General features: G+C 66.0%; 17 protein-coding genes. 13 read left to right on the top strand and 4 right to left on the bottom strand.

Going from position 1 to position 17,118, the window contains the following annotated elements; all coding sequences use genetic code 11:
* Positions 1-3: 3 nt before the first annotated feature.
* Complete coding sequence (coaD, locus tag ACFQZZ_RS24185; RefSeq protein ID WP_378684925.1) at positions 4-489, top strand: pantetheine-phosphate adenylyltransferase; 486 nt, start codon at positions 4-6, stop codon at positions 487-489.
* A gap of 144 nt (positions 490-633) precedes the next feature.
* Here coaD and ACFQZZ_RS24180 read toward each other — a convergent pair whose 3' ends face one another.
* Complete coding sequence (locus ACFQZZ_RS24180; protein WP_378684922.1) at positions 634-1,146, bottom strand: GtrA family protein; 513 nt, start codon at positions 1,144-1,146, stop codon at positions 634-636.
* Positions 1,147-1,543: 397 nt separating this feature from the next.
* Here ACFQZZ_RS24180 and ACFQZZ_RS24175 point away from each other — a divergent pair, with 397 nt between their 5' ends.
* The 11 genes from ACFQZZ_RS24175 to ACFQZZ_RS24125 all read left to right on the top strand — a co-directional run bounded on the left by ACFQZZ_RS24175 (position 1,544) and on the right by ACFQZZ_RS24125 (position 12,447).
* Entirely contained in the window at positions 1,544-2,290 is a 747-nt protein-coding gene (locus tag ACFQZZ_RS24175) for a DivIVA domain-containing protein (RefSeq protein ID WP_378685126.1), read from the top strand.
* 114 nt (positions 2,291-2,404) lie between these two features.
* On the top strand, positions 2,405-3,034 hold the full coding sequence (locus tag ACFQZZ_RS24170) for a YceD family protein (RefSeq protein ID WP_378684920.1): 630 nt from the start codon (positions 2,405-2,407) through the stop codon (positions 3,032-3,034).
* A gap of 62 nt (positions 3,035-3,096) precedes the next feature.
* Entirely contained in the window at positions 3,097-3,279 is a 183-nt protein-coding gene (rpmF, locus tag ACFQZZ_RS24165) for a 50S ribosomal protein L32 (RefSeq protein WP_014987105.1), read from the top strand.
* Positions 3,280-3,301: 22 nt separating this feature from the next.
* Positions 3,302-4,024, top strand: a complete 723-nt coding sequence (gene rnc, locus ACFQZZ_RS24160) for a ribonuclease III (RefSeq protein WP_378684916.1) — start codon at positions 3,302-3,304, stop codon at positions 4,022-4,024.
* Position 4,025: 1 nt separating this feature from the next.
* The gene (gene mutM / locus ACFQZZ_RS24155) at positions 4,026-4,886 is read left to right on the top strand and encodes a bifunctional DNA-formamidopyrimidine glycosylase/DNA-(apurinic or apyrimidinic site) lyase (RefSeq protein WP_378684913.1); all 861 of its coding nucleotides are present in this window, start codon (positions 4,026-4,028) and stop codon (positions 4,884-4,886) included.
* Positions 4,887-4,950: 64 nt separating this feature from the next.
* Entirely contained in the window at positions 4,951-5,532 is a 582-nt protein-coding gene (locus ACFQZZ_RS24150; protein WP_378684911.1) for a dihydrofolate reductase family protein, read from the top strand.
* A gap of 5 nt (positions 5,533-5,537) precedes the next feature.
* Positions 5,538-6,596, top strand: coding sequence for a PHP domain-containing protein (locus tag ACFQZZ_RS24145; protein ID WP_378684908.1), 1,059 nt, complete (start codon positions 5,538-5,540; stop codon positions 6,594-6,596).
* Between the two features lie 194 nt (positions 6,597-6,790).
* A complete protein-coding gene (locus ACFQZZ_RS24140) occupies positions 6,791-8,317 on the top strand; it encodes a substrate-binding domain-containing protein (protein WP_378684905.1) in 1,527 nt (508 codons plus the stop codon).
* Positions 8,318-8,409: 92 nt separating this feature from the next.
* Positions 8,410-8,841, top strand: coding sequence for a carboxymuconolactone decarboxylase family protein (locus ACFQZZ_RS24135; protein ID WP_378684902.1), 432 nt, complete (start codon positions 8,410-8,412; stop codon positions 8,839-8,841).
* Between the two features lie 349 nt (positions 8,842-9,190).
* The gene (locus tag ACFQZZ_RS24130) at positions 9,191-10,294 is read left to right on the top strand and encodes a glycosyltransferase family 4 protein (protein WP_378685123.1); all 1,104 of its coding nucleotides are present in this window, start codon (positions 9,191-9,193) and stop codon (positions 10,292-10,294) included.
* The gene (locus ACFQZZ_RS24125; protein ID WP_378684899.1) at positions 10,291-12,447 is read left to right on the top strand and encodes a glycogen debranching N-terminal domain-containing protein; all 2,157 of its coding nucleotides are present in this window, start codon (positions 10,291-10,293) and stop codon (positions 12,445-12,447) included. Before ACFQZZ_RS24130 ends, ACFQZZ_RS24125 begins: the two co-directional genes overlap by 4 nt.
* A 46-nt stretch (positions 12,448-12,493) precedes the next feature.
* Here ACFQZZ_RS24125 and ACFQZZ_RS24120 read toward each other — a convergent pair whose 3' ends face one another.
* A complete protein-coding gene (locus ACFQZZ_RS24120) occupies positions 12,494-12,778 on the bottom strand; it encodes a hypothetical protein (RefSeq protein ID WP_378684896.1) in 285 nt (94 codons plus the stop codon).
* Between the two features lie 80 nt (positions 12,779-12,858).
* Here ACFQZZ_RS24120 and ACFQZZ_RS24115 point away from each other — a divergent pair, with 80 nt between their 5' ends.
* Positions 12,859-13,953: a winged helix DNA-binding domain-containing protein gene (locus tag ACFQZZ_RS24115; RefSeq protein ID WP_378684893.1), complete on the top strand. Its 1,095-nt coding sequence runs from the start codon at positions 12,859-12,861 to the stop codon at positions 13,951-13,953.
* A 103-nt stretch (positions 13,954-14,056) separates the two neighbouring features.
* Here the strand turns inward: ACFQZZ_RS24115 and ACFQZZ_RS24110 are convergent, their stop codons facing one another.
* Together ACFQZZ_RS24110 and kdpB are read right to left on the bottom strand one after the other, a co-directional pair.
* Positions 14,057-14,944, bottom strand: coding sequence for a potassium-transporting ATPase subunit C (locus ACFQZZ_RS24110; protein WP_378684890.1), 888 nt, complete (start codon positions 14,942-14,944; stop codon positions 14,057-14,059).
* A 1-nt stretch (position 14,945) separates the two neighbouring features.
* The gene (kdpB, locus tag ACFQZZ_RS24105) at positions 14,946-17,117 is read right to left on the bottom strand and encodes a potassium-transporting ATPase subunit KdpB (protein ID WP_378684888.1); all 2,172 of its coding nucleotides are present in this window, start codon (positions 17,115-17,117) and stop codon (positions 14,946-14,948) included.
* Position 17,118: the final 1 nt, after the last annotated feature.

Here is a 17,118-nt window from a genome sequence, read left to right as displayed (position 1 = left end):
GCCATGGCAGGAGCGTTGTGCCCGGGCTCGTTCGACCCGGTGACCAATGGACACATCGACGTCTTCAACCGGGTCTCGGCCCAGTTCGACGAGGTCGTGGTGACCGTCATGATCAACAAGAACAAGCAGGGCATGTTCAGCGTCGAGGAACGCATGGAGATGCTGCGCGAGGCCACCGCGCACCTGCCCAATATTCGGGTGGAGTCGTGGTACGGCCTGCTCGTGGATTTCGCGCGGGAGCAGGGCATCACCGCGATCGTCAAGGGCCTGCGCGACGCGGGTGACTTCGGCTACGAGTTACAGATGGCGCAGATGAACAAGAGGCTCTCCGGAGTGGACACCTTCTTCATCGCCACCAACCCGGCCTTCAGCTTCCTGTCCAGCTCACTGGTCAAGGAGGTGGCGGCCTTCGGCGGCGACGTCACCGACATGCTCCCGCCCTCGGTGCACAAGCGCCTGCTCGACCGCCTCGCCGAGCGCCGCGGCTGACGGCTACCCACGACACAGTCCCGCCTCTCCGCGTCTTCAGGCCAGACTCAGGCGCGGTAGCAGTGGCGTTGGCGGCAGGCGGTGAAGTGGTAGATGAGCTAGCTGGTACCCGATGAGTTACCCATGTACTGACGAAACCAGTTCTTAAAAGACCAGGCCGCGCAGCGCGAGGAAGCGCATTCCGCCGACCACCGCGGTGATCGCGAGGATGGCGCCCGCTTGGGCGGCCCCGCCGATGCCGGGAGTCCACACGTCGATCGCGGCCAGACCCGCGGTGGTGATGCCGAGGCCGATCAGCGCCAAGCCGCCGCCCTCCCACTGTGCGGTGAACCAGCCGACCCGGCCTGACGCGTGGAAGGTGAGCTGACGGTGCAGCTCGTTGGCGATGATGGTGCTGACGACCGACCCGACGACGTTGGCGATCAGGGGACCGATGCCGTGCATCGCGAAGAAAAGCAGGACGTAGGCGATATTGCTGGAGCCGCCGACCAGTGCGAAACGGATCAGCTGGGCGAAGGGACGATCGCTGCGCAGGTACGGCATGAGCTGTTCGAACCGGGGGGCAATCGCCGCTGCCGACCGCAGTACCGGGTACGGGCCAGCCCACGGGGTGTAGATGCTGACGGCCGCCGGTCGCGGGATTTCCAGAACAGTCATTGTCTTTCCGATCGAACACGAGCCTTCGGTAAGGGCAACAGCGATGGTCATCGCTTTCCTTCCCGCCGACATCTCGAACAAGGTTCCTCAGTTACTGCGTGTTCAGTATGTACTGAACAGTTGGAACCTGTCAATCGTCGGCTTCTGGATGCCCTTCCTTCGGCGCCCTCTCGTCCCACTGTCCCGGTAGGGGCCTGGGATTCGCTTATGAAGATCTTGTTCCGACCCTCTGGATAAATGTAACACCAAGTGGAGGTAGATCCTCCACTTGATTTTGTGGCGTGCGAGACACTGACACGACACACCGGAGGATGACTCGGCACTTGCGGTGACGAGGGGCACACTGGGCCTCGGTGAGAAAGTTCGCCGTAGTCCGCAGGAGAGTGGGGTAGTGAGCATGTATCGCGTATTCGAAGCACTCGACGAGCTGGTCGCCATCGTCGAAGAGGCGCGTGGCATCCCGCCGACCCGCAGCTGCATTGTGCCGCGCGGTGATGTGCTCGAGCTGCTCGATGACGTGCGTGACGCGTTGCCTGGCGAGCTCGACGACGCCCAGGACGTGCTCGACCATCGAGACAAGATTGTCTCGGACGCGCGCTCCGCCGCCGAAACGACGGTGACCGGCGCCAACGACCAAGCCCGCGAGACCGTCGGGTCCGCGCGTGAGGAGGCTGATCGGATCCTCGCGGACGCGAAGGCACACGCCGATCGCATGGTGGCCGAGGCCAGCGCGCATGCCGACCACCTGGTGAACACCGCACAGGCCGAGGCAGACCGCGTCGTCGCCGATGGCAATGCCGAATTCGAGGCTGTTACCGGCCGGGCTCGCGCCGAATCCGAGCGGATGGCCGAGGCGGGTCAGGCCTCCTACGACCGCTCGGTCGCGGAAGGACTGGCCGAGCAGGCTCGCCTCGTCGCACAGACCGAGGTGGTGCGCGCCGCGCACACCGAGTCGGCGCGCGTGATCGACGCGGCGCACGCCGAGGCCGACCGCATGCGCGACGAGTGTGACCAGTACGTCGACAGCAAGCTCGCGGAGTTCGAGGAGACCCTGGACAACACCTTGCGGACCGTCGGCCGTGGTCGCCACCAGCTGCGTTCCGGTGCGGGTGCGCCGGACTATGCTGGGGACTACCGCCGCTAGAAACCCGGACGCCGTCATTTCGGCGGGATAGCGGTGGCGTTTTGGGCATGAGGTAACCCCTCGCGTATTGTGGTGTGGTTGCCCATTTCCCTTCGAACGTGAGTGAGTTTCGTGATGTCCGCCGGTTCCGGTTCCGCCTCGCGTCCCCATGCGGCTGCGCGCCGCAATCCGGACGCGTTCTTCGTGCTGGACACCCGCAGCCTGGGCCGTCGGCCAGGAACGATGCAGGAGTTCCATCGCGTCGTCACCACGAAGGATCGAATCGGACTCGACCTGATCGCCATTCCGGCGGGCTCCGATGTCGAACTCGACCTGCAGCTGCAGGCGGTGTCCGAGGGTGTGCTGGTCACCGGAACGGTGGCCGCGTCGACGGCGGGGGAGTGCACGCGCTGCCTCGAACCGTTCACCGGCGAGGTCGAGCTCAACCTGACCGAGCTGTTCGCCTACCCGGACAGCGCGACCGAGCAGACCACCGAGGACGACGAGATCCACCGCCTGATCGACGACACGATCGACCTGGAACCAGTGATCATCGACGCCATCGGTCTGGAGCTTCCGCTACAGCCGTTGTGCTCGCCGGACTGCGCCGGACTGTGCCCGGAATGCGGTGTACGGATGGCGATTGCGGGTTCCGACCATGGGCATGAGATACTTGACCCTCGCTGGGCCGGGTTGGCGAAGTTCGCCACCGAGTCGCCCGGCAGTGGCAGCCCCGATGCGGGTGCGGCCGACCCCGATCATTAAGACCCAGATCAGCAAGACCGATCTGTGAACTGGCAAGCAATAGGACAAGAGGAGAAGTAGTCGTGGCCGTTCCCAAGCGCCGGATGTCCCGTTCCAACACCAGGTCGCGGCGCAGTCAGTGGAAGGCCACCGCGCCGACCCTGATCACGTGCCCGAACCGCGCCTGCGGCGAGAAGACCCTGCCGCACATCGCGTGCCCCTCCTGCGGCACGTACAAGGGCCGCCAGGTCACCGCTGCTGTCTGATCGTACGACCTGTCGTATAGACGTGACCGTCAGTAAGGACGAACCGGGCCCTTCCGGTGATCATGACCGGCTGCTCGCCGCGCTCGGCGTCGGCGTGCAGCCGGATTTGTTGCGCCTCGCGCTGACCCACCGGTCCTATGCCTATGAAAACGGTGGGTTGCCGACCAACGAGCGCCTGGAATTCCTCGGCGACTCGGTCCTCGGCCTGAGCATCACCGAGCGGCTGTACCACGAGCACCCGGAGAAGTCCGAGGGCGAACTGGCGAAGCTGCGGGCGAGCGTGGTGAATATGCACGCACTCGCCGAGGTGGCGCGCGGGCTTGGCGAGGGCGGCCTCGGTGTGTACCTGCTGCTCGGTAAGGGCGAAGAGCTCACCGGCGGCCGGGACAAGCCGAGCATCCTCGCCGACGGCATGGAGTCGCTGCTCGGTGCCGTGCATCTCGAGCACGGCATCGACGTGGCGCGCGAGGTAGTGCTGCGGCTGTTCGCCGACCTGCTCGAGCGCGGTCCCCGGATGGGGGCAGGCCTCGACTGGAAGACCAGCCTGCAGGAGCTCACCGCCGAACGTGGACTCGGCGTGCCAAGCTACGAGATCACCTCGACAGGTCCCGACCACGACAAGGAATTCACCGCGACCACGGTGATCGGCGGCCGCCCGTACGGTTCGGGCATCGGCCGATCCAAGAAGGAAGCGGAACAGAAGGCCGCGGGCACCGCCTACCAGGCGCTGACCGCCGAAGCCTGACGTGCCCGAACTCCCCGAGGTCGAGGTCGTCCGGCGCGGACTCGCCGAGCACGTGGTCGGCCACGTCGTCGAGGCGGTGACGGTGACCCATCCTCGCTCGGTGCGCAGGCACCTGGAGGGTGCCGCCGATCTGGCCGCCAGGATGACCGGGCTGCGCGTGGCTGCGGCCCAGCGGCGCGGCAAGTATCTGTGGCTCACCTTCGATGATCCCGACACCGCGCTGGTCGTGCATCTGGGGATGAGCGGGCAGATGTTGGTGCAGCCCGCCGACACCCCGGTGGAGAAGCACGCACACATCCTCGCCACCCTCGATGACGGCACCCAGTTGCGTTTCGTCGATCAGCGCACCTTCGGCGGCTGGGCACTCGCACCGCTCGTCGCGGTCGAGGGCACATTGCTGCCCGAGCCCGTCGCGCATATCGCCCGCGATCCGCTGGATCCGCGCTTCGACGCGGAGTCCGTGGTGTCCCGGCTGCGCACCAAACAGAGCGAGATCAAGCGGCTGCTGCTCGATCAGTCCGTGGTCTCCGGCATCGGCAACATCTACGCCGACGAGTCCCTGTGGCGAGCCAAGATCCATGGCAATCGGCTCGCGTCCGGATTGACCCGCCCCGCCCTGCGCACCCTGCTCGCGGAGGTCGGCGTCGTGATGGGTGAGGCGCTCGCCGCGGGCGGCACCTCGTTCGACGCGCTGTATGTGAATGTGAACGGCCAATCCGGCTACTTCGAGCGCTCGCTGGCCGTATACGGCCGCGAGGACGAACCGTGTCGCCGTTGTGGCGCGGCGATCCGTCGCGAGCGCTTCATGAACCGTTCGTCCTACTCCTGCCCTCGCTGCCAGCCGAAGCCTCGCCTCCAGTAGTGCTGGCGAGCTACCGTTTCTTCTAGGCGGTTCGGAAGTCACGCCGGCCGTGGAGGAAGGACATATGCGCAAGCTCACCTACTACGTCGCATCGACCATCGATGGATTCATCGCCACCGAGGACGGCTCGGTCGATTTCTTCCCGGTGGGAGGTGACCACGGTCCGGCGATCATCGCGCAGTACCCGGAAACGCTGCCGACGAAGGTGCGGGAGGCGCTCGGCATCGACCAGCGCAACCGCTACTTCGATACGGTGCTGATGGGACGCAAAACCCACGACTTCGGCGTCCGGACCGGGACCTCGAGTCCGTATGCGCACCTGCGGCAGTTCGTGGTGTCGACGACGTTGCCGGAGAGTCCCGATCCGGCGGTGGAGTTGATCTCCGCCGATCCGCTGGCGAAGGTGCGTGAGCTCAAGCGCGAGGACGGGCTCGGGATCTGGCTGTGCGGTGGCGGGGAGCTCGCTCAGGTGCTGCTGCCGGAGATCGATCAGATCTTCCTCAAGTTGTATCCGATGGTGCTCGGCCAGGGCCGGTCCCTGTTCGGTTCCGGTCCTCGGCTGCCCGATGCGGCCAGATTCCGGATGATCACCAGCCGGGTATTCGAGGACGGGGTGGCCTTCATGAAGTACAGCAGGATTCGATAACCGCTGTGGCGGAACATGATCCGAGCGCCGAGCCGGACTCGACGTCGGTGCCGGGTCCAGCGGAGGCATTGCGCGAGATCGGCTTCTGGCTGGAACGTGCTCGGGCGCAGACGCATCGGGTGAAGGCCTACCGGCGCGCCGCCGACATCGTGGCGGAGCTGCCGGAGGATGAGCTGCTCGCGCATCGGACGGCGCACAGCTGGCGCGACATCGCGGGTATCGGGCCGAAGACCGCGGCCGTGATCGAACAGGCGTATTCCGGTGCGGTGCCGCAATATCTGCTCGATCTGCGGGCGGCCGCGCAGCCCATCGGCCTGCCGGGCAAGCCGCTGCGAGCCAAGCTGCGCGGCGATCTGCACACCCACTCCGACTGGTCCGACGGCGGCAGTCCGATCGCGGAGATGATGGGCGTCGCGGCGGCGCTCGGGCACGAATACTGTGCGCTCACCGATCATTCGCCACGGCTGACCGTCGCCAACGGACTCTCCGCCGACCGGTTGCGTCGCCAGCTGGAGGTCATCGCGGACCTGAACGAGCGGATGGCGCCGTTTCGCATCCTTACCGGCATCGAGGTGGACATCCTCGACGACGGCGCCCTCGATCAGCAGGCCGATCTGCTCGCCGAGCTCGATATTGTTGTTGCCAGCGTGCATTCGCACTTGCGTGCCGACGCCGAGACGATGACCAAGCGCATGGTCTATGCCGTGGCCAACCCGAACGTGGACGTGCTCGGCCACTGCACCGGACGGTTGGTCGAGGGTGCGCGTGGCACCCGGCCGGAGTCGACCTTCGACGCGGAGGTCGTGTTCGAGGCATGCCGCCACTACGGCACCGCCGTCGAGATCAACAGTCGCCCCGAACGCCGCGACCCGCCATCGCGGCTGATTCGGCTCGCGGTCGAGATGGGCTGCGAGTTTTCCGTCGACACCGATGCGCACGCACCCGGTCAGCTGGACTGGCAGGGTTACGGCTGCGAGCGGGCAGTGGCGAACGGCGTTGCGGCGGAACGGGTTATCAACACCTGGCCATTGGACGCACTACTGGCCTGGACGAAGTCGTCGTGACACCTGGCCCTGTGGTCCGAGGCTCCATGGCGGGCGTCCGAGAGCAGTGGATCGACTCGATCTCGGAGCCCTGACGTGCGTCTGGGATGGCCGCCGGGTTAACTGTTGCCGAATAGTGGTGTCGTCCATGGGCCGATCGCCGATCACGCCTGAAAATGGTTGGTACAACGATCTCTTGGGGAGTGGATTAACTGGTGGGCGACTTTCCGGTCGAGATCGTGCTGGCGATCACCGCAATCCTGTTGTCGGCTGGTGCGTTCCTGTGGGAGTTCGTCTTCGTCGGGCGCAGGCAGCTCGGCTATCGCGTGCAGATGGATACGCCTGTCACGGGTGAGATCGAGTCGGTCTTCCCCGGGGTGCTGCCACAGCTGCGCCCGGATCTCGACGGCTCCAGCCCGGAACTGAAGGATCTGTCGGTCGTCTTGGTTCGCATCGAAAACAGCGGTGCCACGACCATCGATGACCGCGACTATCAGGCGCCCGATACCGGCCGGATCGGCCTGCACCTGCACTTTCCGCAGCGTCGAGTCATCGGCATGGCGGTGACCGAGCTGAGCGAACCGGGACTTGCCGACAGTCTGGACCGCGATTCGGGAATCGCGGTCCGCGAGGACACGACCGGGCACATCGGCGTGATCGACCTGCCGAAGGTGTCGTTGAACCGCGGCGATCACTACAAAATCCTGGCCATTCTGCAGCGTTCCGGCGGGACAGGCGAGTACCCGGCTCCGACGCTGCAAGGCGGCATCAAGGGCGGGAAGGTCGCGGAGACTCAGAGTCGCACCGGCGCCTCCAGAGTGATGCTGGCGCTCACCGCCTTTCTGGTGCTGGTGATCGTCATCCAGCTTGTCGTGGCGGCGGTCGAGCCGGAACCGACCCCGCTGGACTGTGCTGCGGGAAAACTCACGCTGGTCGGGTCGTCCGCGTTCGGCCCAGTCATTCGAGACGCCGCGGCGCAGTATCGAAAGCGTTGCACCGGAGCCGAATTCACGTTCCGCTTCGAGGGCACCGAACGCGGCCTCGACCAGCTCATCGAGGAGGGCAAGGACAACCACGAACTGCTGGCGATCACCGACGGGCCGAAGGGCGAGGGGTACGCGGCATTACTCAAGCGACCACTGGGCCTGTCGTTGTTCACCATGGTCGTGAACAAGGAGGTGGGTGTCCGGAGTCTTACCCTCTCGCAGATCGAGGACATATACCAGGATCGGATCACCAACTGGCGGGACGTCGGCGGCCCGGATCTGCCGATCGTCCTTGTCAATCGAATCCCCGGTTCCGGCACCAGGAATACCTTCGAGCGACGATTGCTCACGCAGCCGCAGGTCATCCGCTCACACGTGAGCTGCAAGGCGCTGCAAGACATTCCGCCGACGAGCATCGCCCATTGCGACGTCCAGATCACCAAGGACATGCTGCAAGCCGTCGCCGAACTCCGTGGCGCGATCGGCTACAGCGAGCTCTCCGAAGCGAGAAAAGCGGAGGTGTCGACCGTTGCGATCAACGGCATCGCCGCGTCCCGTGACGGTGGGATCGACCGTACGTACCCGTTCTGGGGCATCGAATTCGTCTACAGCTATGGGGAATTGCCGGGCGACTCGCTGGCCGCCGCATTTCGGCGATACCTGACCGATGAGGCGGGGCGGAATGTGCTGACCGCGCACGGCAATGTGGCCTGCGGTGACCTGCCGGATCCGACTCGATGCCAGCCGGATGTGTGAGGGTGGTCGTCGCGGTGTCACAGTCGCGGCGGCTATGTCGTCTTCCAGGAGCAGCAGTAAGCACCTAGGAAAGGACGGACACCGTGCCGCGAATGAATTTGGCCGACGTTTCCCCCGAGATCTACCACGCCTGGTTTGCCGCCGAATCGGCGATCCGCCGCGGCCCGTTGGACCCGACGGTCCGCGAGCTGGTCAAGATCCGTTGCTCGCAGATCAACGGCTGCGTGTACTGCATCGACCTGCACACCACCGACGCCCGCCTGGCGGGCGAAACCGAAAAGCGCATCTTTCAGCTCGATGCCTGGCGCGAATCGGTGCTCTACACGGAGCCTGAGCGCGCGGCGCTCGCCTATGCGGAGGCGGTGACGAAGCTCGGTGAGCGCGGCGTGAGCGATGAGATCTGGGCGGATGTCGAGAAGCATTTCGAGCAGGGCGCGCGCGCCGGCCTGGTCGCGGTCAGCGCGATGATCAACCTCTGGAATCGGATCGGGGTGCCGCTGCGGATGCAGCCCGAGAAGCTCTGACGGCAGCCGCTCGGTCGAGTGCCGGCTCGGCCGAGCAAAAATTCGGACCGACTATCTGGTTTGAATGCATGGTAACGAGGTACGTTTCTGTCGGCCCCCCTGTTCGCGCCCTCGGCGTGATCAGGCCAACCAAGCCCTGATGGACGGCGGTGCAGGCTCTAGTCTCCACCTCCGCCGCGGCGGCCACCACGTTCGGCGCCCAGCGCTCCGAGTGCTGGGTGGATGCGAGTGCCAACGGTTGCTTGGAAGGATGGTCATGAGCGTAGGGATGTCCGCGCCCAGTGCGGCGCCGATTGCCTCTTCGGATTTGCTATCGATCGACCACGTCGGCGAACGATTCCGCATCGCGATGGTCGTGCCGCCTTATTTCGACGTACCGCCCAAGGCATACGGCGGTGTCGAGGCCGTAGTCGCGGATTTGGTCGATTCGCTGGTCGCCCGCGGCCACGACGTGACATTGTTCGGCGCCGGCGAACCGGGTACCAAGGCCAAGTTCGTCCCGGTATGGGACCGAGCGCTGCCGGAGCGGCTCGGTGAGCCGTTTCCGGAGGTCATGCACGCGCTGAAGGCGCGAAGGGCGATCGAGTACGTCGCCGCCACCTCCGGCCTGGACGTGGTGCACGACCACACCTTCGCGGGACCACTCAACGTGCCTGCCTACCAAGGGCTGGGACTGCCGACAGTGGTGACCGTGCACGGACCGGTCGACGAGGGCGACTGCTATCAGTACTACCGCGAATTGAGTGACGAGGTCGCGCTCGTAGCGATCAGTGACCGCCAGCGCGAACTGGCGCCGGACCTGAATTGGTTCGGTCGAGTACACAACGCGCTACACGTAGACCAATGGCCGTTCCGCGCGGACAAGGGGGACTATGCACTGTTCCTCGGTCGCTTTACCGAGTGCAAAGGACCCCACCTGGCGTTGGAGGCCGCGCATGCGGCTGGCATCCCCTTGGTGCTCGCCGGCAAGTGCAGTGAACCCCCCGAGTTGGCGTACTTCGAGAAGGAAGTGCGACCGTTGTTGACGGAGCACGATCATGTTTTCGGACTCGCCGACGCGGCAGCCAAACGCAAGTTATTGTCAGGTGCGCGTTGCCTGTTGTTCCCCATTCGTTGGGAGGAACCGTTCGGCATGGTGATGATCGAATCGATGGTCTGCGGCACCCCGGTTGTCGCGCTGCGCGGCGGTGCGGTCGCCGAGGTGGTCGTCGACGGCGTGACCGGCCGGATCTGTGAGGATCCCGCCGAGCTGCCCGCGGCGATTGCCGAGGTGCGAGCGATGGATCCGGCGGCCTGCCGGGCGCATGTCGAGGCGAACTTCGGCGCGGACACGCTCGGCCGCGGGTATGAGCAGATCTATCACCGGCTACTGCGGCCAGGGCGTAAGGCCCGAGCCGCGCGGTGGCTCGATGAGACCATGCCGGTCCGGGTCGCGGCGAGCGAACTGGCATGACAGCAGACGTCGGCTCTGCGCCGAACCAGGAACCGCAGGGTCCGACGCCGCTGAACGGTGGTGCGCCGACCCGAATCGGCGGCTGCGACAGTTCGGTGACGCTCGTCGAGGGCGCTACTTTCTGCCTGTCGAACCGGCTCGGCGATGTCGAGCCGGGTCGGCCGCACGGTCTGTTCTTCCGGGACACGCGCATCATTTCGCGCTGGGAACTGCTGGTGGACGGCAAGCCCGCCGAGCCGCTTTCGGTGCTCAGCCCGGAAGCGTTCGCGGCGCGGTTCGTGCTGCGCAGGCCACCACACGCGGGGCTGGCCGACAGCACGCTGCTGGTGGTGCGTGAGCGCCTCGTCGCCGACGGGATGCACGAGATCCTGACGCTGGAGAATATGAGCCGCGAACCCACCGCGGTCACGTTGGAACTGCATGTCGACGCGGATTTCGTCGACCTGTTCTCGGTCAAGGAGGGACGGGCCGGGCACGGCAGGGCCGATGTGGCGGTGGCCGAAGGCGAGTTGCTGTTCCACGACCGTGCCGATCGGATGCGCGGGCTTTCGGTCACGGCGACCGTCGAACCCACCGTATTGCCTGGCAGCCTGGTCTGGCGGATCGTGGTGCCGCCGGGTGGGAGGTGGCAGACCGAGATCATCGCCCAGCCGACCGTCGGCAACCAGCGCGTACAGGCGCCGGTGGCACCGGGAGAGCACCACGGACTCAGCGCGCCGAGTCGAAAGATCGAGGCATGGCGTGACACCGCGACGAAGATCACCGCGCACGACTCGGTGCTCACCCAGGTGCTGCGGCGTTCGGAAAGCGATCTGGGCGCTTTGCAGATTCACGACGAATCCGGCCATGGCAGGCCGTTCGTTGCCGCAGGCGCACCCTGGTTCATGACGCTGTTCGGCCGCGACAGCCTGCTGACCGCATGGATGGCGCTGCCACTGGAGGTCGATCTGGCGCTGGGTACCCTCCAACAGCTGGCCGAATTGCAAGGGCAGATGGTCGATCCGCTCACCGAGGAGGAGCCGGGGCGGATCATGCACGAGATGCGCCGTGGTCCGGCGAGCGGACAGGTGCTCGGCGGCAATACCTACTACGGAACAGCCGATGCCACACCGCTTTTCGTGATGCTGCTGGCCGAATGCCATCGGTGGGGCGCGGATCCCGATGCGATCAGGGCAATGTTGCCCGCCGCCGACGCGGCGGTCGGCTGGATCACCCAATACGGCGATCGGGACGGCGACGGTTTCGTCGAATACCGCAGGGCCACCGATCGAGGTCTGATCAACCAGGGCTGGAAGGACAGCTTCGACGGAATCAACGATGCCGCAGGGCATCTCGCGGAGGCGCCGATCGCACTGTGCGAGGTGCAGGGTTATGTGCACGCCGCCTTGCTCGCCCGTGCGGAGCTCGCCGATGCCTTCGGCGAGGCGCGAACAGCGAGCCGGTTGCGTGAGCGCGCCGCCGAGCTGCGCGGCAAGTTCGCCGAGCAGTTCTGGCTTGCCGACAGAGGGTGGTACGCGGTCGCACTCGACGGCGGCAAGCGCCAGGTCGATGCGCTGACAAGCAATGCGGCGCACTGTCTCTGGGCCGGTATCGCCAATGACGAGCACGCCGCCGAGCTGGTACAGCGGCTATCGGGTTCGGAAATGGACACCGGTTTCGGGCTGCGCACGCTGGCTTCGTCGATGGGCGCCTACAACCCGATGAGCTACCACTGCGGGTCGGTATGGCCGCACGACACCGCGATCGCGGTCGCCGGTCTGCTCCGCTATCGGCAGGTGCCGGGCGCGGTCGAATTGGCGACCCGCCTCGCGGGCGGATTATTGGACGCGGCAGCGGCTTTCGGTGGCCGACTGCCCGAACTGTTCTGCGGATTTCCGCGCGATCAATTCGCGGTCCCGGTGCCGTACCCGACCTCGTGCTCACCGCAGGCGTGGGCGAGCGCGGCGCCACTACTGCTGGTGCGTTCATTCCTCGGGCTGGAACCGAATGCGCCTGCCCGCACCATCACCGTGCGGCCACAGCTGCCGCCGGAATGGGGCAGGATCACGCTGACGGACTTGCGTCTCGGTTCGGTGACCGTCGATCTGGCAGCAGAAGGTACGCAGGTGGTGTCGGCTCGGGTGCCCGACGACTGGCAACTCCTTACCAAGTAATCCCCAGTCGCCAGGCGAGCCGAGGGCGGTAGTTGCCGTGTGCCGCTTACTCTGTAGGCGGCAGGATCGGCCGACTGAAGTAGTCCTCGATGGGCGTCGGCCCCGTGTAGCGGCGGCAGCCGCAGCGAACCCACTCGCGTAGGCCGTGAGTGCCCCTGCGGGAGATCTCGGTGTGACAGACACCCTCCTGCGGGTCGTGCATGGCGAGATCGTGGCCGCAGCCGCAGGAGGCGGGCGAATCGGCCGGTTTCCCGCGGCGGCTGAATCGACCCACCGCCCAGCCGACACCGGCGATCGTCGCCCCGACGGTCAGGGTTATGGGATCGAACATGCACATATTATATGTATGCGTATATCGACAGTCCAGCTGTGGGGCGCCGATTTGTCGGTGGCATCGGCCAGGATGGCGGGATGACCGAACTGTCGCTGCGTGAGCTCAATCGAACCCTGCTGGTGCGCCAGATGTTGGTGGAGCGAGTGTCGATGACACCGCTCGAGCTCGTGCGCCACTTGGTGGCGGTGCAAGGTCAGGAGCCGAATTGGCCGTATGTCGGGCTGTGGGCCCGACTGACGGAGTTCCGTCACGACGAGCTGGCGCAACTGCTGCGTGAACGGAAGCTGGTGCGTTCCAGCATGATTCGTCGCACGGTACACCTGGCCACCGCAGCGGATTTCCGATGGCTGCGGCCGACGGTGCAACCCGTCGTCAGCGCGGCGTTGCAGGCGCCGTACTACCGCGACGAGATCGAGGGCGTCGACCAGGATGCTCTCGCCGCCGCGGGACGCGAGCTGCTGGCGGGCCGGACGCTGACCCGCAGCGAACTCGGATTGCTACTCGCCGAACGTTTTCCGGACCGGCACACCCGCAGACTTGCCGAGGCCGTCGAGCTCATGGTCCCGCTGGTGCACGGTCCGGACACCGGCGCTTGGGGCAAATGGCGCAACCGCTATGTCACCATCGGCCTCGCGGAGGAATGGATCGGTGCGTCGATGACCGAGCAGCCGCGGCCGGAGACCCTGATCCTGCGCTACCTGGCGGGCTTCGGTCCCGCGAGCGTCGCGGACATCCAAGCATGGGCAGGCATCACCCGGCTGGCCGGAGTGATCGACGGCATGCGCGCAAGCCTGCGAGTCTTCCGCGACGACAAGGGCAAGGAGCTGTTCGACCTGCCCGACGCCCCACTGGCCGACCCCAATCTTCCTGTCCCGGTGCGCTTCCTACCCGCCTTCGACAACTCCCTACTCGGCCACAAGGACCGCCGCCGCGTCATCAGCGACGAAGACCGCAACCGCATCGCCAAAGAGGCATCCGCGGGCGTCCCGATGTACCTCGTCGACGGTTTCGTACACGGTCGCTGGTCACTCGACGACACCACCGTGCGCATCACCCCATGGCACCCACTCTCGCCCGCCGACGCGGAGGCGGTACGCGCCGAAGCCGAACACCTACTGACCTTCGTTGCCCCCGATCGGAACGGGAAGGTCGTCATCGACACGAATGCGTGAAATCTGTGGTTGGCGTATGGGAAGTCCCGACCAGACAGGAAACGCCGAACGTCCCGCCGGTCGCGGGTGCGACTCGACGGGACGTTCGGCGTTTCGGAGGGGGTCAGCCGCGGAACGGGTACTTGCTGTCCAACTCCAGGTTCAGCTCGACGACGTTGACGCGGGGCTCGCCGAGGAAGCCGAGGGTACGGCCGTCGGTGTGCGCGTCCACGAGTTCACGAACCTGGTCCGCGGAGATGCTGCGGGCACTGGCGATTCGCGCCACCTGGATAGCTGCGTACTCGGGGGAGATGTGCGGGTCGAGACCACTGCCGCTGGCGGTGATCGCGTCGGTGGGTACCGGAGTGTCGGTGGCTGCGTCACCGTAGATCGGGGCAGTCCGGCCGACCGCGTAGTCCTGGCCCGGCTTGGCACATTCGACCTGGACACCCTTGTAGGTGGACAGGAACGGCGTGGTCGGGCACGCCTCGTTGACGCTCACGACCTGCACCGGATGCGAGACCTCGCCGTCGGCGTCGCGCGGGCCGATCACCGAGAGCACTGCGCCGACACCATCTTTGGTGCAGAACGGACGGGCGCCGTCGACCCCCTCACGGTCGCCGACCTCCTTGCTTCGCACGCACACGGTGGACAGCAGGCTCAGCTTCACGTTCTCCGGATCGGCATCCAGGGTGTCCACGATGCTCTCGGGGCCGAGGTTGGACGCCGCGGTGGCGGTCGGGTCGTACCCGTCACCCGCCGCTGACGGACGGCTCTGGAAGTACTGCACCAGCGCGTTGCCGTCGGCATCGGTGAACGACTGCCCGATGAGGCTGCTGCCCACGACCTTGCCGTCGGAGGTGATCAACGAGCCCTCCGCCTTATCGTGCAGGCCGGGCAGCTGGGCGACCGCGAAAACTGCCACCGGATAGACGATTCCGGTGATCACGGTGAGCACCAGCAGCGCACGCAGCGCGGCGAGGTGCTGCCGGATCCAAGTTGACATACGCATATCAGGACATCCCGGGGAGGAGTTGGACGACGACGTCGATGAGCTTGATGCCGATGAACGGTGCGACGATGCCGCCGAGACCGTAGATCGTCAGGTTGCGGCTCAACAGTTTCGACGCGTTGGTCGGCGTGTAGTTCACGCCGCGTAGCGCCAACGGGATCAGCGCGATGATGACCAGCGCGTTGAAGATGACCGCGGACAGGATCGCCGACTGCGGGCTGGCCAGCCGCATGATGTTGAGCGCATCGAGGCCGGGGAACAGCGCGATGAACAACGCGGGCAGGATCGCGAAGTACTTGGCGATGTCGTTGGCGATCGAGAAGGTGGTCAGCGCACCACGGGTGATGAGCAGCTGCTTGCCGATCTCCACGATCTCGATGAGCTTGGTCGGGTCCGAATCCAGATCGACCATGTTTCCGGCCTCTTTGGCCGCCGAGGTGCCGGTGTTCATCGCGACGCCGACGTCGGCCTGTGCCAGCGCCGGAGCGTCGTTGGTGCCGTCACCGGTCATCGCGACCAGCCTGCCGCCGTCCTGCTCCTTCTTGATCAGCGCCAGCTTGTCTTCCGGTGTGGCTTCGGCGAGAAAGTCGTCCACACCCGCCTCGTCGGCAATCGCCTTGGCGGTCAACGGGTTGTCGCCGGTGATCATGACGGTGCGGATGCCCATGCGGCGCATCTCGTCGAAGCGTTCCCGCATGCCCTGCTTGACGACGTCCTCGAGACGGATCACGCCGAGCGGGCGTGCCGTGCCGTCCTTGACCTCACCGACGACCAGCGGCGTGCCACCGGAGGCGGAGACACCGTCGACGATCACGCCGACTTGGCTGGGTATGTCCCCGCCTTGTCCGCGAACCCACTCGGTGACGGCGCTGGCCGCGCCCTTGCGCAGCTGGTGCCCGTCGGCCAGGTTCACACCCGACATCCGGGTCTGCGCGGTGAACTCCACCCAGGTCGCGCCGGTCAACTCGCCGGGGGTGCGCTCGCGCTTGTTGAACGCCTGCTTGGCGTAGACCACGATGGAGCGACCCTCGGGGGTCTCGTCGGCGAGGCTGGAAAGCTGTGCGGCATCGGCCAATTCGTCATCCGGAACGCCGGGCACCGGAACGAATTCCGAGGCCTGCCGGTTGCCGAGGGTGATGGTGCCGGTCTTGTCCAGCAGCAGGGTATTGACGTCGCCCGCGGCCTCCACGGCACGGCCCGACATGGCCAGCACGTTGCGCTGGACCAGGCGGTCCATGCCCGCGATGCCGATGGCCGACAGCAGTGCGCCGATGGTGGTCGGGATCAGGCAGACCAGCAGCGAGACCATGACGATTCCGGTGATGCCGTGCACGTCGAGCGCTGCGGTGTCCGGCACTCCGGGGTTGTTCGCCTTGGAGAAGATCGCCAGCGGCTGCAGCGTGACCACCGCGAACACGAAGATGATCGTGAGCGAGGAAAGCAGGATATTCAGCGCGATCTCGTTCGGCGTCTTCTGCCTGCTCGCACCCTCGACCAGGGCGATCATCTTGTCGATGAAGCTCGCGCCGGGCTCCTGGGTGATCTTCACGACGATCCGGTCCGACAGCACCGTGGTGCCACCGGTCACCGCCGAGCGGTCACCGCCGGATTCCCGGATGACCGGGGCGGATTCGCCGGTGATGGCCGACTCGTCCACGGAGGCAATGCCTTCCACGACATCGCCGTCACCAGGAATGATCTGGCCCGCTTCGACGACGACGTAGTCGCCGCGCCGCAGTTCGGGTGCGCCGACCTTCTCTTCGACTACCCGGGCCCCGGGCGACCAGTCGACCAGGCGGCGAGCGACGGTGTCGGTCTTCGCCTTTCGCAGCGTGTCCGCCTGCGCCTTGCCGCGTCCCTCGGCGACAGCCTCGGCGAGGTTGGCGAAGATCACGGTGAGCCACAGCCACACCACGATCGCCCAGGCGAAGAAGGACGGATCGGCGATCGCGAGAACGGTCGACCACACGGCGCCGATCTCGACGATGAACATCACCGGGTTTTTCCACATGATGCGCGGGTCGAGCTTGCGCGCCGCGTCCGGCAGCGATGTCAGCAGCATTTTCGGGTCGAGCGCGCCACGGGGGACACGACCGCCCTTGTGTTCGGCCTGCTTCTTCGGATTCTCGGACACGGCTGTGGAACCGGTCGATTCAGTAGTGGGACTGGTCATT

The sequence above is a fragment of the Nocardia sp. GCM10030253 genome, assembly GCF_042675075.1.
Classification (GTDB): Bacteria; Actinomycetota; Actinomycetes; order Mycobacteriales; family Mycobacteriaceae; genus Nocardia.
The sequence above is the reverse complement of the archived record's forward strand: the minus strand, read 5'-3'. Positions and strand labels throughout refer to the sequence as shown.

What these genes read in the sequence shown, in the direction of transcription:
- ACFQZZ_RS24115 (WP_378684893.1), top strand. Translation starts at nt 12,859, where the DNA reads ATGACCGAACTGTCGCTGCGTGAGCTCAATCGAACCCTGCTGGTGCGC.
- ACFQZZ_RS24110 (WP_378684890.1), bottom strand. Translation starts at nt 14,944, where the DNA reads ATGCGTATGTCAACTTGGATCCGGCAGCACCTCGCCGCGCTGCGTGCG.
- ACFQZZ_RS24170 (WP_378684920.1), top strand. Translation starts at nt 2,405, where the DNA reads ATGTCCGCCGGTTCCGGTTCCGCCTCGCGTCCCCATGCGGCTGCGCGC.
- ACFQZZ_RS24125 (WP_378684899.1), top strand. Translation starts at nt 10,291, where the DNA reads ATGACAGCAGACGTCGGCTCTGCGCCGAACCAGGAACCGCAGGGTCCG.
- ACFQZZ_RS24180 (WP_378684922.1), bottom strand. Translation starts at nt 1,146, where the DNA reads ATGACTGTTCTGGAAATCCCGCGACCGGCGGCCGTCAGCATCTACACC.
- kdpB (WP_378684888.1), bottom strand. Translation starts at nt 17,117, where the DNA reads ATGACCAGTCCCACTACTGAATCGACCGGTTCCACAGCCGTGTCCGAG.
- ACFQZZ_RS24135 (WP_378684902.1), top strand. Translation starts at nt 8,410, where the DNA reads ATGAATTTGGCCGACGTTTCCCCCGAGATCTACCACGCCTGGTTTGCC.
- ACFQZZ_RS24120 (WP_378684896.1), bottom strand. Translation starts at nt 12,778, where the DNA reads ATGTTCGATCCCATAACCCTGACCGTCGGGGCGACGATCGCCGGTGTC.
- ACFQZZ_RS24175 (WP_378685126.1), top strand. Translation starts at nt 1,544, where the DNA reads ATGTATCGCGTATTCGAAGCACTCGACGAGCTGGTCGCCATCGTCGAA.
- ACFQZZ_RS24150 (WP_378684911.1), top strand. Translation starts at nt 4,951, where the DNA reads ATGCGCAAGCTCACCTACTACGTCGCATCGACCATCGATGGATTCATC.
- coaD (WP_378684925.1), top strand. Translation starts at nt 4, where the DNA reads ATGGCAGGAGCGTTGTGCCCGGGCTCGTTCGACCCGGTGACCAATGGA.
- ACFQZZ_RS24130 (WP_378685123.1), top strand. Translation starts at nt 9,191, where the DNA reads ATGGTCGTGCCGCCTTATTTCGACGTACCGCCCAAGGCATACGGCGGT.